This window comes from Streptomyces sp. NPDC090127 (genome assembly GCF_044746945.1).
Lineage (GTDB): Bacteria > Actinomycetota > Actinomycetes > Streptomycetales > Streptomycetaceae > Streptomyces.
In genome coordinates, this window is sequence record NZ_JBIVDE010000007.1 from 212,280 (window position 1) to 226,121 (window position 13,842).

A 13,842-nucleotide genomic window follows, 5' to 3' on the forward strand; every position below is an offset into this window, starting at 1 on the left:
ATCATCGCGCTATGACGTCATAAGCTGACTTTATGAGCAACGAGCCCGCCGAGACCTCACCCCTGTCCCACCGCGTCCCCGACCTCGGCGCGCTCGAACTGCTGCTGGCCGTCGCCCGCCACGGGAGCCTGGGGCGGGCCGCCCGTGAAGTGGGCATCACCCAGCCCGCCGCGAGCAGCCGGATCCGGTCGATGGAGCGGCAGCTCGGGGTCGCCCTGGTGGACCGCTCGCCACGCGGCTCGCGGCTCACGGACGCGGGGGCGCTCGTGACCGACTGGGCGCGGCGGATCGTCGAGGCGGCGGAGGCCTTCGACGCGGGTGCGCAGGCGCTGCGGGGACGGCGGGACTCGCGGCTGCGGGTGGCCGCGTCGATGACGATCGCCGAGTACCTGCTGCCCGGGTGGCTGATCGCGCTGCGTGCCCAGCGGCAGGACACGGCGGTGTCGCTGCTTGCGGGGAACTCGTCGGCGGTCGCGGAACGGCTCCTGGGCGACGAGGCGGACCTGGGCTTCGTGGAGGGGCTCGCCGTCCCGGACGGCCTGGAGGGGGCGGTCGTCGCCCGCGACCGGCTCGTCGTGGTCGCCGCGCCGTCGCACGCCTGGGCCCGCCGGCGCAGGCCGCTGGACCCGGGCGAGCTGGCGGCGACCCCGCTGATCCTGCGCGAGCGGGGTTCCGGCACCCGCCAGGTCCTGGACTCCGCGCTCTCCGCGCACGGCGGCCTCGCGCAGCCGCTCCTGGAACTCGCCTCCACCACGGCCGTGAAGGCGGCGGCGGTCAGCGGCGCGGGCCCGGCGGTCCTGAGCGAGCTCGCGATCACCGAGGAACTGGCCTCCCGCCGCCTGGTCGAGATCCCGGTCGACGGGGTCCTCCTGCGCCGCGACCTCCGCGCGGTCTGGCCCACCGGCCACCGCCCCACGGGTCCGGCGCGGGACCTGCTCTCGCTCACGAGGGCGACGCCTGCGGGGTGAGGGGGCGGTGCCGGCGAGGGAGCGGTGCCGGTGCGTGCTGGGCTGCGGACGCGGGGTGGTTGTTCGCGCAGTTCCCCGCGCCCCTGAGGTTCCCCGGGACGGAGGCTCGTGGGGAGTTCCGGGCGCACGCCGTGATCGTTCGCGCGGTTCCCCGCGCCCCTGAGCGCGCAGTTCCCCGCGCCCCTGAGCGCGAGGCCCCGCGCCCCTCAGGCGGGTAGGCCCCGCGCCCCTCACGCTCGCCCGCCGAGCGCGCAGCTCCCCGCCCCCCTCCCCTCCGCGGGGTGATCAGCCCGACGCCGTCACCAGCGCCCGCATCAGCCGGAGGTCGTCGCCCATCTCCGGGTGCCACTGGACGCCCAGGGCCCAGGTCGGGTCCGGGAGTTCGATCGCCTCGACGGTGCCGTCCTCCGCGTACGCCGACGGGGACAGGTCCGCGCCCAGGCGGTCCACCGCCTGGTGGTGGTAGGTCGGCACCGAGGTGAGCTCCGGCACCAGGGACGCGTACCGCGTGCCGGGGACCGGCTTCACCGCGTGGCGGCCGATCACGCCGACCGACTCGACATGGCCGTCCAGATGCTGGACGAGCGTGCCGCCGAGCGCCACGTTCAGGAGCTGCATCCCCCGGCAGATGCCCAGCAACGGGGTGCCCGAGGCCAGCGCCGCCTCGATCAGGGCCAGCTCCCAGGTGTCCCTGGCCCGGGCCGGCGGGCCGGTACGGGGGTCGCGCTCGGCCCCGTACCGTACCGGCTCGACATCCGCGCCGCCCGCGATCACCAGCCCGTCGAGCCGCGCCACCACCGAGGCGGCGGCGGACGGCTCGTCCGGCGGGAGCATCGTCGCGAGGCCGCCGCTCGCCTGGACCAGGCGTGGGTACCGCGCGGGCAGCAGCGCCGCCGGCATGTCCCACACGCCCCAGCGGGCCTGGTCGAGGTAGGTCGTCACGCCGATGAGCGGCTTGGACAAGGGAGACTCCTTCAGGAAGGGCGTCGTGGTCAGTCGCGTGCGAGTTCCGCCTCGGCCGCCGCCAGCGCCGCGAACTCCTCCTCCGGCGCCTTGGCGACCAGGTGCTTCCGACTGTAGAACGCGAAGTAGGCGAGGGCGATCACATAGACCCCCAGCGCGATGAACGCCGCGTCCTTGTCGACCAGGAACGTCGCCACCAGCGCGGAGAGGGCGAGCACGAACGCCACCGACGAGGTCACCACGCCGCCGGGCGTCCGGTACGGCCTCGGCAGCTCCGGCTCGCGGCGCCGCAGCACGATGTGCGAGAGCGCCATCAGTGCGTACGAGATGGTGGCGCCGAACACCGCGATGTTCAGCATCCGCGCCCCGTCCCCGGTCCCCGCCGCCAGCGCGAAACCGATCCCGCCGGGGATCAGCAGTCCCAGGTACGGGGACTTGCGGCGGCTCGTGAGCGAGAGGAAGCGCGGCAGGTAGCCGGCCCGGGAGAGCGCGAAGAGCTGGCGCGACCCGGCGTAGATCAGTGAGAAGAACGAGGCCACCAGCCCGGCGAGCCCCGCGTAGTTGACGAAGCGGCTGAGCGTCGTCGGGTCCCCGTCGCCCTGGAGCGCCACCACCAGCGGGTTGCCCGCCTCCTGGATCGCGGCCGAGCCGCGCGCCCCGGTCGCGGCGAAGAAGGTCACCACGGCCAGCAGCACCAGGATGCCCATCGACAGGGCGAGCGCCCTCGGCATCGAGCGGACCGGGTCCTTGGCCTCCTCCGCCGCCAGCGGCACGCCCTCGACGCCGAGGAAGAACCACATGCCGAAGGGGAACGCCGCCCAGATGCCCAGCAGACCGTACGGCAGCCAGGAGTTGGCGCCCAGCGCCTCGCCGTCGACCGGGATGTCGTTCAGCCCGTCGACGTGGAAGTCGCTGAGCGCGCCGAGCGCGAAGATGACGAGCGCGGCGACCGCGACGGCCGTGACGATCAGGCTGAAACGGAGCGCCTCGCCCACGCCCCAGAGGTGGATGCCGATGAAGACGGCGAAGCAGGCGAGATAGACCGGCCAGCCCGACTCCAGGCCGAACAGGCCGAGCGACTCCACGTAGTCGCCGATGAAGATGGAGATCGCGGCGGGGGCGAGGATGTACTCGATGAGGATCGCGGTGCCGGTGAGGAAGCCGCCCCAGGTGCCGAGCGCCCGGCGCGCGAAGCCGTAGCCGCCGCCCGCCGTCGGCAGGATGGCCGACAGCTCGGCGAGCGCGAAGACGAGACAGGCGTACATCGCGCCCATCAGGACGGTCGCGATGGCGAGGCCGCCGAAGCCGCCCTTGGACAGGCCGATGTTCCAGCCCGAGAAGTCGCCGGAGACGACGTAGGCCACGCCCAGTCCGGTGAGCAGCAGCCAGCCGGCGCTGCCCCGGCGCAGGGCCCGGCGTTCGAGGTAGTCGTCCGGCGCCGTCCTGCCCCCTGGTGGTGCCTGCTTGTCCCCGGTGGTGTCTTCGAGCGTCATGGCAGCGTCAGCTCCCGCGTCGGGCCCAATGGATTGGTGCCATACCTTTGCGTCGGCTCTGCGGGAATGCAACCCCCGTGCGTTACTTTCGGGTTACGCGCCGGGCGCCCTCCACGAACCCCTCACGTCAGGAACCCCCGCAGCAGCGCCGCCGTGCCCCCGCAGTGCTCGCGCATCACCTCGCGGGCGGCGTCCGGGTCGCCGTCGAGGACGGCCTCCACCAGGGCCGTGTGCTGATGCTGGGAGTGCTCCAGGTTCCGTACGAGCAGCGGGATGCAGTCCAGGAGGTCGTTCACCGTCGCCCGCACCGCGGCGTACTGCGCGGTGAGCGTGGGGGAGCCGGAGAGCTCGGCCAGCGTCAGGTGGAGCAGGGTGTCCTGCCGCCGGTAGTCGTCCAGCGGCGCGTCGTGCGTGGCGGCGAGGGCCGTACGGAGCCGCTCGACGCCCTCGTCGTCAAGCCCGTGCGCCGCGCACAGCCCCGCCGCGCCGACCTCCAGGACCTCGCGGAACCGCAACGTGTCCTCCATGTCGACGGAGGCGATCCGGCGCCGCAGCTCGCCCTCGTCGGCCGTCTGCGGACGCGGCAGCACGAACGTTCCGCCGTACCGCCCGCGCCGGCTCTCCACCAGGCCCTGCTCCTGGAGGACCTTCAGGACCTCGCGCAGCGTGACCCGGCTGATCCCCATCCGGTCGGCCAGCTCCCGTTCGGCGGGCAGCCGTTCGCCGCCGGGCACGAGTCCGAGCCGTACCACCTGGAGGATCTGCTCCAGGGCCTCCTCGAAACCGTTGCCCGCCCGGACCGGCCGCAGCACGGGCGTCAACCGGTCCGCCGATTCACTCGTACTGGACACGTTCCCGTTTCCCCTTCCCAAGCAATGGTCTTCGGCAATACCTTATGGCTTCCGGCTGACCCAAGGAGGAACAATCCCGTGGCAGACCGCAAAGCCCCGCTCTCCGTCGAGGAGCTCCGCGCCCTCGTCGCGAGCGGTGAGATCGACACGGTCGTCCTGGCCTTCCCCGACATGCAGGGACGGCTCCAGGGCAAGCGGTTCGCCGCTCCGTTCTTCCTCGACGAGGTCCTCGACCACGGCACCGAGGGCTGCAACTATCTCCTCGCCGTCGACGCCGAGATGAACACGGTCGACGGTTACGCGATGTCCTCCTGGGACCGCGGCTACGGCGACTTCGCCATGCGCCCCGACCTCGCCACCCTGCGCCGCGTGCCCTGGAACGAGGGTACGGCGATGCTCGTCGCCGACCTCGCCTGGAGCGACGGCTCGCCCGTCGTCGCCGCACCCCGCCAGATCCTCCGCCGCCAGCTGGAACGGCTCGCCGAACACGGCTACACCGCGCACGTCGGCACGGAGCTCGAGTTCATCGTCTTCAAGGACACCTACGAGCAGGCCTGGGACGCGAACTACCGGGGTCTGACGCCGGTCAACCAGTACAACGTCGACTACTCAGTCCTCGGCACCGGCCGCGTCGAGCCCCTGCTGCGCCGGATCCGCAACGAGATGGCCGGCGCCGGCCTGACCGTCGAGTCCGCCAAGGGCGAGTGCAACCCCGGCCAGCACGAGATCGCCTTCAAGTACGACGAGGCCCTGGTCACCTGCGACCAGCACGCCGTCTACAAGACGGGCGCCAAGGAGATCGCCGCCCAGGAGGGCGTCTCGCTCACCTTCATGGCGAAGTACAACGAGCGCGAGGGCAACTCCTGCCACATCCACCTCTCCCTCCAGGACGCGACGGGCACGAACGTGATGGCGGGCGACGGCCCCGCCGGCATGTCGGAGGTCATGCGGCACTTCCTGGCCGGGCAGCTCGCCGCCCTGCGCGAGTTCTCCCTCCTCTACGCCCCGAACATCAACTCCTACAAGCGCTTCCAGCCCGGCTCCTTCGCCCCCACGGCCGTCGCCTGGGGCGTCGACAACCGCACCTGTTCGCTGCGCGTCGTCGGCCACGGCCGCTCCACGCGCTTCGAGAACCGGCTCCCCGGCGGAGACGTCAACCCCCACCTCGCCGTGGCGGGCCTGATCGCCGCCGGCCTCCACGGCATCGAGCAGCGCCTCGAACTCCCGCCCGGCTGCGACGGGAACGCCTACACCGCCGACTACGCCCACGTCCCCACCACCCTGCGCGAGGCCGCCGAGCTCTGGGAGACCAGCCCCATCGCCAAGGCAGCCTTCGGCGAGGAGGTCGTCGCGCACTACCGCAACATGGCCCGCGTCGAACTGGACGCGTACGACGCCGCGGTGACCGACTGGGAGCTGCGCCGCTCCTTCGAACGCATGTGAGGAACGAGTTGCCGCACGAACTTCTTGTCCTGAACCCGGCGACCGAGGAGGTCGTCGCCACCGTCCCCGCCGCCACCCCCGAGGACGTCGACGCCGCCGTCGTACGCGCCACCGAAGCCCAGCGCGGCTGGGCCGAGGCCGCCCCCGCCGACCGGGCCCGGCTGCTGCGCCGCTTCGCCGCCGTCGTCGACGCCCACACCGAGGAGCTCGCCCTCCTCGAGGTCCGCGAAGCCGGTCACACCCTCGGCAACGCCCGCTGGGAGGCGGGCAACGTCCGCGACCTGCTCGACTACGCGGCCGGGGGAGTGGAACGGCTGAACGGCCGCCAGATCCCCGTCGCCGGCGGACTCGACATCACGATCCTCGAACCCCTCGGCGTCGTCGGCGTGATCGCGCCCTGGAACTTCCCCATGCCGATCGCCGCCTGGGCCACCGCCCCCGCCCTCGCCGCCGGCAACGCGGTGATCCTCAAACCCGCCGAGACCACCCCGCTCACCGCGCTCCGACTCGCCGAACTGGCTCTGGAGGCGGGGCTCCCCGAGGGCCTCTTCCAGGTCCTGCCGGGCGAGGGAGCCGTCGCGGGCGACGCGCTCGTCAGCCACCCCGGCATCGCCAAGATCGTCTTCACCGGCTCGACGCGGGTCGGCAAGAGCATCATGGCGAAGTGCGCCGACCAGGTGAAGCGCCTGACGCTCGAACTCGGCGGCAAGAGCCCGAACATCGTCTTCGCCGACGCCGACATCGAGGCGGCGGCGGCGGCCGCGCCGATGTCCTTCCTCGACAACAGCGGCCAGGACTGCTGCGCCCGCACCCGCGTCCTGGTCCAGCGCTCCGTGTACGACCGGTTCCTGGACCTCCTCGCCCCCGCCGTCGAGGAGATCGTCGTCGGCGACCCGGCCGACGAGAGGACCCAGATGGGCCCGCTGATCTCCCGGGCCCAGCTGGACCGCGTCCGGGCGTACGTCCCCGACACCCTCCCCGGCATCCGCGGCAAGGCCCCCGAGGGCCCCGGCTTCTGGTTCCCGCCGACCGTCCTCACCGGCGTCGCCGAGGACGCTCCCTGCGCCGTCGAGGAGGTCTTCGGACCGGTCGCCGTCGTCCTGCCCTTCGAGGACGAGGCGGACGCCGTACGGCTCGCCAACGCCACCGAGTACGGCCTCTCCGGCTCCATCTGGACCCGGGACGTCGGCCGCGCCCTGCGCGTCTCGCGCGCCGTCAAGGCCGGCAACCTCTCCGTCAACTCCCACTCCAGCGTCCGCTACTGGACCCCCTTCGGCGGCTACCGGCAGTCCGGCCTCGGCCGGGAGCTCGGCCCCGACGCACTGACCGCCTTCACCGAAACCAAGAACGTCTTCATCAGCACGGAGGGCCCCGCACTGTGAGCAACGAGAGCAACGAGACCGTCTGCCGCCGCCTCGTCGGCCGCACCGCCGTCATCACCGGCGCCGGCAGCGGCATCGGCCTGGCCACCGCCCGCCGCCTCGCCTCCGAGGGCGCCCACGTCGTCTGCGGCGACATCGACGAGGTCGCCGGCAAGGCCGCCGCCGAGGAGGTCGGCGGGACCTTCGTACAGGTCGACGTCACCGACCCGGAGCAGGTCGAGGCGCTCTTCAAGACCGCCTTCGACACCTACGGCTCCGTCGACATCGCCTTCAACAACGCGGGGATCTCGCCGCCCGACGACGACTCGATCCTCACCACGGGCCTGGAGGCATGGAAGCGCGTCCAGGACGTCAACCTGACCTCCGTCTACCTGTGCTGCAAGGCCGCCCTGCCCTACATGCGGCAGCAGGGCCGGGGCTCCATCATCAACACCGCCTCGTTCGTCGCGATCATGGGCGCGGCCACCAGCCAGATCTCGTACACCGCCTCCAAGGGCGGCGTGCTCGCCATGTCCCGCGAACTGGGCGTGCAGTTCGCCCGCGAGGGCATCCGCGTCAACGCCCTCTGCCCCGGGCCGGTCAACACCCCGCTCCTGCAGGAGCTGTTCGCCAAGGACCCGGAGCGGGCCGCCCGCCGGCTCGTCCACATCCCCGTCGGCCGATTCGCCGAGGCCGAGGAGATCGCCGCCGCCGTGGCCTTCCTGGCCAGCGACGACTCCTCCTTCGTCAACGCCACCGACTTCCTCGTCGACGGCGGCATTTCGGGCGCGTACGTGACCCCGCTGTAGCGGCCGGCACCGGGGTCCTACGCTTGCGGCATGAGCATGACGACCCCGCCGGGCTGGTACCCGGACCCGGCCGTACCCACCGTCGAGCGCTGGTGGGACGGCGCGAACTGGACCGCGCACACCCGGCCGACGCAGACCGCCCCCACGGCGGCGTCGCCCCTCGTGCCGCACACGGTCGTCGCACCGGCTCCGTCCGTACGCCACGGGCGGAGCCGGGCCGTCGTGTTCGGCGCCGTCGCGGTGGCCGTGGTCGCGGCGGTCGTCGCGGGCGTGCTCGTGTTCGGCGGCGACGACGAGGAGACCCCGCCCACGGCGGGTCCGACCGGGACCCCGACGACGTCCGCCGCCCCCGCGACCGACGGGCCCTCCGAGACGGAGGAGACGGAGGAGACGGACGAGAAGCCCACGCAGGTCGTCGACCAGCTCAACGGCATCACCCTCCCCATCGTCCAGGGCTGGGAGAAGCCGGAGTACCACTCCGGCCCGGCGCCCACGGTCATGACCGTCGGCACATACCCGTGCCACGGCGCGTCCTCCAAGGAGTGCCGCCACGGCACGGTCTCCTCCCACGCCGTCTCGGGCACCGACGCCACGACCCCGGAGGCGGTCGCCAAGGGGGACATCGCGCTGGCCGCCAAGGAGACGTACGAGGAGGACGTCCTCGGCAGCCTCCCCTACGGCCAGATGGTCTCCCACAAGGTGGTCGCCGCCCGCCCCGCCGTCGTCGCCGGCCGCACGGGCTACCTGGTCCGCTGGCAGGTCACCACCGACAAGGGCCCCGGCGGCTACGTCCAGTCCCTCGCCTTCCCCTCCCCGACGGGCAGCGAGTCCCCGGTCGTCGTCCGCTTCGTCTTCGACGCGGGCCCGGACGGGCCGTCGCTCGCCCTGATGGACGAGATCGCACGCGGCATCCGCCCGATCGGCAGCGACACCAACGGGGGAGTGGGCAGTTCGATCACACCGGGAACCTGACCGCCGAGGAGCGGGCGTCGGGAGTCGGCGTCGGGGAGCGGGCGTCGGGCAGCCGACTGGAGGGACGTGGCTAGAGGAACGTGCGCCCCTCACCCCGGTAGGTCGGGACGGTCGCCGTGGTCCGGTCGCCCTCGACCAGCTGAAGGCTGTCGAACCGCTCGCACAGCTCCCCCGCCTTCGCGTGCCGGAACCACACCTTGTCCCCGATGAGCAGATCGTCGGCCGCCGAGCCGATCAGCGGGGTCTGCACCTCGCCAGGACCCTCCTGCGGGTCGTACCGCAGCCCCTCCGGCAGATACGGGACGGGCAGCCGGTCCGGCCCCGCCGCACCGGACGCGGGGTAGCCGCCACCGAGCACGGTCACCACGCCGACTCCGGGGCGGCGCACGACGGGCTGGGCGAACAGGGCCGCCGGACGGCCGGTGAAGGACGTGTAGTTGTCGAAGAGGCGCGGCACGAACAGCCCCGAACCGGCGGCGATCTCGGTCACCGCCTCCTCGGCCGCCGTGTGCTGCACACTGCCCGTACCGCCACCGTTGACGAACTCCAGGTCCGGCGCCACCGCCCGTACGGCACGGACCACGGCCGCGCGCCGGGCCGCCAGCTCGCGGCGGGCGGCCGACTGCATCAGCCGTATCGCCCGGGACCGCAGCGGCCGCCCGGCCACCGCGTCGCCGACCCCGGCGACGTGCCCCTCGTACGCCATGATCCCGACCAGCCGGAATCCGGGGCGACGGGCGATCGAGCGGGCCAGCTCCGCGACCTGGGCGGGCTCGCGCAGCGGGGAGCGGAGCGCGCCGACCCGCACCCTGCCGCCGAGCAGCCGGAGGGAGGTGTCGAGCTCCAGGCAGATCCGGATCTCCTCGCCGCCGCCCGCGCGGGCCGCGTCGATCAGCTCCAGCTGCGCCGGGTCGTCGACCATCACGGTCACGGCGGCGGCGAGCTTCGCGTCGCCGGCGAGCTCGCCGAACGCGGCGCGGTCGGCCGACGGATAGGCAAGCAGGACGTCCTCGAACCCGGCCCGGGCCAGCCACAGCGACTCGTCGAGCGTGAACGACATGACCCCCGCGAACCCCTCGCGCGCCAGCACCCGCTCCAGGAGCGCCCGGCACCGCACCGACTTGCTCGCCACCCGGATCGGCTTGCCCCCGGCCCGCCGTACGAGGTCGTCGGCGTTGGCGTCGAAGGCCTCCAGATCGACGAGGGCGACGGGCGCGTCGAGATGGGCGGTGGCCCGGTCGTACCGGGCCCGGTCGGCGGCGCGGGGAGTCATGGGCCGAGCTTGCCAGACGGGTTTACGGGTGGGTAGCCCCTGCGTTCCCGTGGTGAGGGGAACAGCCCGTAGAGTGGCGGGCATTGCTGGGGCAAGCACGACGACGGAACGACCAGGGGGGCCGGGCATGAGCACCGACGCGCACCGCCCCGGCGCACCCGGCACGGACGCCCTGCCGCACGAGGAGAGCGCGGACACCACGCCCCGTCGCTCCATCCCCTCGGTACCGACCCAACCGCCCCGTCCCCCGGCCCCGCCCCGCCCGTCGACCGCCCCGCACACGGGCCCCGTCGACGGCGCGGCCCCTCAGACCGGCGGCCCCCGTCCGTCGACCGCCCCGCACACGGGCGCCGGCGATGGCGCCCCCGCCCGGCCCGGCGGCCCCCGTCCGGCGAAGGGCTCGCTCCTGAGGCCCGGCGACGGCGCCCCCGCTCAGACCGGCGCCCCCCGCCCGACACCGCCCCGCCCGGCGAACGCTCCGCGCGTCGCCGGCTCGGCGGACGGCGGTGCCAGGGGTCCGCTCGCCGGACCGTTCGCCGGTCCGCGTTCCGGGTCCGGCGGCGTCACGACGCCTCGCTCCGACGCCCCCGGCGGCGCCGCTCCCGCCGTAGAGACGACCGCGCGGCTGCGACCGATCCGCGAGGCCGCACCTGCTCCAGGGCGGGTCGCTGCTCCGGGGCGCGCGCCCCAGACCGCCCCCGCCCCCCGGGCAGCCGTGCCCCAGGCCCCGACCCCTACCGGGGCCACGCCCCACGCCGCGCGCGACACCCGCGCGACGCCTCCGGCCGCACCTGCTCCGGGGCGCGCGCCCCAGACCGCCCCCGCCCCCCGGGCAGCCGTGCCCCAAGCCGCGCCCGCCGCCCCGGCCACCCCCGCCGCCGGCACCCCGTCCCAGAGCCCCCAGACCTACGGGACGTACGGCGCCTACCGGGCCTTCACCGCGCCGCCCGAGACGGCCGTCGAGACCACCACCCGTCTTCGGCCGGTCCGTGACCGGCGCCGTGTCGGGCGGGTCGTCGCGGCCGGGGTCTGCCTCGTCCTCGGTGTCGGCCTCGTCGGCGGCGCGCTCGCCGGGGCCGTTCTCGCCGCCACCGACGCCGGCGCGCCCCCCGAGCCGGTGGGCTACACCGAGGCCGGCACCCTCTGGCACAGCGTCCCCGTCGACACGCTCTTCCCGCGCACCCTCGCCGGCCCCGGCAAGGGCCCCGGCGCCGCCGACCGCTCCTGGACGCGGATCGTCGTTGCCCCCGACGCCCCCTGCACGGCGGCCGTCCTGCCCAAGAGCCTGCTCACGGCCGTCAGCCCGGTCGGCTGCGACCGCGTCCTGCGCGCCACGTACACCGACGCGACCTCCTCCGGCGTCATCACCGTCGGCCTCGTCTTCACCCAGGCCGACCCCACCGCCACCCGTGACCTCGTCACCCGGTCCGCCGCCCGCCTCGGCGCCGACGTGCCCCCGGCCCTCGCCGGCCCCGGCACCGTGGCCGCCCGCTTCGGCCCGGCGCAGCGCGCCAGCTGGTCCACCCGGGCCCTCGTCGACCTCCCGGTCCTCGTCACCGCCGTCTCCGGCTTCGCCGACGGCCGCCCCGTCGCCACCCCCGAACCCGCCGAGCGGGCCATGGCCGACGGACAGACCAGCCCCGCCGCCCAGTCCGGCCTCGGGCACGAGGCCAAGGGCCTCGCCGACCAGATCGAACGCACCCTGCGCGCCACGGTCGCCACGGCAGCGAAGGACGCCGACACGTGAACCGCACCCCCCGCCCCCTCGCGGCCCTCCTCGCCGCCGCCTTCGCCGTGCTCCCCGCCACCACCACGCCCGCGTACGCCGACACCATCCGCGCCCGTCAGTGGGGCCTCGAAGCCCTGCACACGACCGAGGCCTGGCGCACCACCAAGGGCGAGAACATCACCGTCGCCGTCCTCGACACCGGTGTCGACGCCGACCACCCCGACCTCGCCGGCTCCGTCCTCCCCGGCAAGGACCTCGTCGGGTTCGGCGCCGAGAGCGGCGACCGCGCGTGGGCCCGCCACGGCACCGCCATGGCCGGCATCATCGCCGGGCACGGCCACGGCCCCGGCCGCCAGGACGGCGTCCTCGGCATCGCGCCCAAGGCCGAGATCCTGCCCGTCCGCGTCATCCTCGAAGGCACCGACAAGGCCCGCGACAAGGCCCGCAAGACCCGCGGCACCGCCCTCGCCGAAGGCATTCGCTGGGCCGTCGACCACGGCGCCGACGTCATCAACCTCTCCCTCGGCGACGACTCCAAGTCCGCCCACCCGGACGCCGGTGAGGACGCCGCCGTCCAGTACGCCCTCGCCAAGGGCGTCTCCGTCGTGGCCTCGGCGGGCAACGGCGGGGAGAAGGGCGACCACATCTCCTACCCCGCCGCCTATCCCGGCGTCGTCGCCGTGACCGCCGTCGACCGGTGGGGCACCCACGCCTCCTTCTCCACCAGCCGCTGGTACGCCACCGTCAGCGCCCCCGGCATCGACATCGTCATCGCCGACCCGGACCGCCGCTACTACTCGGGCTGGGGCACCAGCGCGGCCGCCGCCTTCGTCTCCGGCGCCGTCGCCCTCGTCCGCTCCGCCCACCCCGACCTGACCCCGGCCCAGGTCAAGCAGCTCCTCGTCGACACCGCCCGCGACCGGCCCGAGAACGGCCGCAGCGACGACAAGGGGTACGGCACCGTCGACCCTGCCGCCGCCATCAAGGCCGGCCTCCGACTCAAGGCCGCCGACCCCAAGAACGCCGCCGCCGGGTACGGGGGCCGCTTCTTCGGCCCGGGGCCGCAACCCCCCGCCGACGACGAGGGCAAGCCGGTCGGCCTGCTCGCCCCGGCCGCCGGCGGGCTCGGCGCGGTCCTGCTCGTCGCCGCCGTCCTGCTCTGGCGCGGCAGCCGGACCACCGGGCCCCGCCCTCCGCGCTGACCTCCCCGCGACGGCGGTTAGGCTCGGTGCGTGGCGCTCAAGAACATCCCTGACCCCGGTTTCTCCGACGACGACGGAACCGCCGACCCGCGACTCACCGAGGCCCTCGCGGCCTGGGCGGCGGACAGAACCGCACACGGCCCGGTCCTCGCGGCGCTGAAGGACGCGCGCCTGCTCGTCCCCGTCGTCGCGGTCCTCGGCGAGGTCGAGGAGGACCCGGAGACGGGGCTGCGCCGGGAGAAGACCAGCGACATGGCCGTGCCCACGCTCACCGCGGGCGACCGGCGCGCGCTCCCCGCCTTCACCTCGATCGCCTCGCTCGCGCTCTGGGACCCCGAGGCCCGGCCGGTCGCGGTCCCCCTGCACCAGGCCCTTCAGGCCGCCGCGCACGAGAAGGCGGACACCCTCGTCCTCGACCTCGCGGGCCCCGTCCCGTACCAGCTGACCGGCCCCGCGCTGCTCGCCCTCGCCGAGGGCCGCACCAGCCTGGACCCGCTGGACGACCCGGCCGTACGGGAAGCGGTACGCACCGCGGTCGCCGCCGAGCCCGCGGTCCTCCGGGCCCACCTCGGCCCCGGCGACGCCGACGGCACCCTCGCCCTGGTCCTCGCCGAGGACGCGGCCCCGGCGGAGGCGGCCCAGCGGGTGGCCCGCGGCCTGGCGGCCGACGAAACACTGCGGGCCCGCCTGGTGCGCGGCCTCGACCTGGCACTCCTGCCGGCCTCGGCCACGCCTCCGGGCGAGCCCCTCTACGTAAAGAACTGAGGGGTACGGGACG

Annotated in this window: 12 protein-coding genes; 8 read left to right on the top strand and 4 right to left on the bottom strand. The window is 74.4% G+C overall.

Features of this window, described 5'->3' with window-relative positions; all coding sequences use genetic code 11:
* The first annotated feature begins 32 nt into the window (after nt 1–32).
* On the top strand, nt 33–968 hold the full coding sequence (locus ACIPPS_RS25560; RefSeq protein ID WP_401436316.1) for a LysR family transcriptional regulator: 936 nt from the start codon (nt 33–35) through the stop codon (nt 966–968).
* Nucleotides 969–1,253: 285 nt separating this feature from the next.
* Here the strand turns inward: ACIPPS_RS25560 and ACIPPS_RS25565 are convergent, their stop codons facing one another.
* From ACIPPS_RS25565 to ACIPPS_RS25575, 3 genes are all read right to left on the bottom strand, one after another.
* Entirely contained in the window at nt 1,254–1,931 is a 678-nt protein-coding gene (locus ACIPPS_RS25565) for a gamma-glutamyl-gamma-aminobutyrate hydrolase family protein (RefSeq protein WP_401436318.1), read from the bottom strand.
* Nucleotides 1,932–1,960: 29 nt separating this feature from the next.
* Complete coding sequence (gene eat, locus ACIPPS_RS25570) at nt 1,961–3,424, bottom strand: ethanolamine permease (protein WP_401436321.1); 1,464 nt, start codon at nt 3,422–3,424, stop codon at nt 1,961–1,963.
* Nucleotides 3,425–3,546: 122 nt separating this feature from the next.
* Nucleotides 3,547–4,275 (bottom strand): FadR/GntR family transcriptional regulator, encoded by a 729-nt coding sequence (locus tag ACIPPS_RS25575; protein ID WP_401436324.1) that lies wholly within the window; start codon nt 4,273–4,275, stop codon nt 3,547–3,549.
* 78 nt (nt 4,276–4,353) lie between these two features.
* On the opposite strand from ACIPPS_RS25575, the gene ACIPPS_RS25580 reads away from it, so the two are divergent.
* From ACIPPS_RS25580 to ACIPPS_RS25595, 4 genes are read left to right on the top strand one after another with little or no spacing between them, the layout of a single operon-like run.
* Nucleotides 4,354–5,718, top strand: coding sequence for a glutamine synthetase family protein (locus ACIPPS_RS25580; protein ID WP_401436327.1), 1,365 nt, complete (start codon nt 4,354–4,356; stop codon nt 5,716–5,718).
* Nucleotides 5,719–5,726: 8 nt separating this feature from the next.
* Nucleotides 5,727–7,100, top strand: a complete 1,374-nt coding sequence (locus ACIPPS_RS25585) for an aldehyde dehydrogenase family protein (RefSeq protein ID WP_401436330.1) — start codon at nt 5,727–5,729, stop codon at nt 7,098–7,100.
* A complete protein-coding gene (locus ACIPPS_RS25590) occupies nt 7,097–7,888 on the top strand; it encodes a 3-oxoacyl-ACP reductase (RefSeq protein ID WP_401436333.1) in 792 nt (263 codons plus the stop codon). Before ACIPPS_RS25585 ends, ACIPPS_RS25590 begins: the two co-directional genes overlap by 4 nt.
* A gap of 30 nt (nt 7,889–7,918) precedes the next feature.
* The gene (locus ACIPPS_RS25595; RefSeq protein ID WP_401436336.1) at nt 7,919–8,860 is read left to right on the top strand and encodes a DUF2510 domain-containing protein; all 942 of its coding nucleotides are present in this window, start codon (nt 7,919–7,921) and stop codon (nt 8,858–8,860) included.
* A gap of 70 nt (nt 8,861–8,930) precedes the next feature.
* On the opposite strand, the gene ACIPPS_RS25600 is transcribed toward ACIPPS_RS25595, so the two are convergent.
* Complete coding sequence (locus ACIPPS_RS25600) at nt 8,931–10,133, bottom strand: amino acid deaminase/aldolase (RefSeq protein WP_401436338.1); 1,203 nt, start codon at nt 10,131–10,133, stop codon at nt 8,931–8,933.
* A gap of 838 nt (nt 10,134–10,971) precedes the next feature.
* Here ACIPPS_RS25600 and ACIPPS_RS25605 point away from each other — a divergent pair.
* The 3 genes from ACIPPS_RS25605 to ACIPPS_RS25615 are packed head-to-tail and all read left to right on the top strand — an operon-like array spanning nt 10,972 to nt 13,829.
* On the top strand, nt 10,972–11,880 hold the full coding sequence (locus ACIPPS_RS25605; protein WP_401436340.1) for a hypothetical protein: 909 nt from the start codon (nt 10,972–10,974) through the stop codon (nt 11,878–11,880).
* Nucleotides 11,877–13,064, top strand: a complete 1,188-nt coding sequence (mycP, locus tag ACIPPS_RS25610) for a type VII secretion-associated serine protease mycosin (protein ID WP_401436343.1) — start codon at nt 11,877–11,879, stop codon at nt 13,062–13,064. The genes ACIPPS_RS25605 and mycP overlap by 4 nt, the downstream gene beginning before the upstream one ends.
* Nucleotides 13,065–13,094: 30 nt before the next feature.
* Nucleotides 13,095–13,829 (top strand): SseB family protein, encoded by a 735-nt coding sequence (locus tag ACIPPS_RS25615; RefSeq protein ID WP_401436345.1) that lies wholly within the window; start codon nt 13,095–13,097, stop codon nt 13,827–13,829.
* The last annotated feature ends 13 nt before the right edge of the window (nt 13,830–13,842 follow it).

What these genes read in the sequence shown, in the direction of transcription:
- ACIPPS_RS25595 (WP_401436336.1), top strand. Translation starts at nt 7,919, where the DNA reads ATGAGCATGACGACCCCGCCGGGCTGGTACCCGGACCCGGCCGTACCC.
- ACIPPS_RS25560 (WP_401436316.1), top strand. Translation starts at nt 33, where the DNA reads ATGAGCAACGAGCCCGCCGAGACCTCACCCCTGTCCCACCGCGTCCCC.
- ACIPPS_RS25600 (WP_401436338.1), bottom strand. Translation starts at nt 10,133, where the DNA reads ATGACTCCCCGCGCCGCCGACCGGGCCCGGTACGACCGGGCCACCGCC.
- eat (WP_401436321.1), bottom strand. Translation starts at nt 3,424, where the DNA reads ATGACGCTCGAAGACACCACCGGGGACAAGCAGGCACCACCAGGGGGC.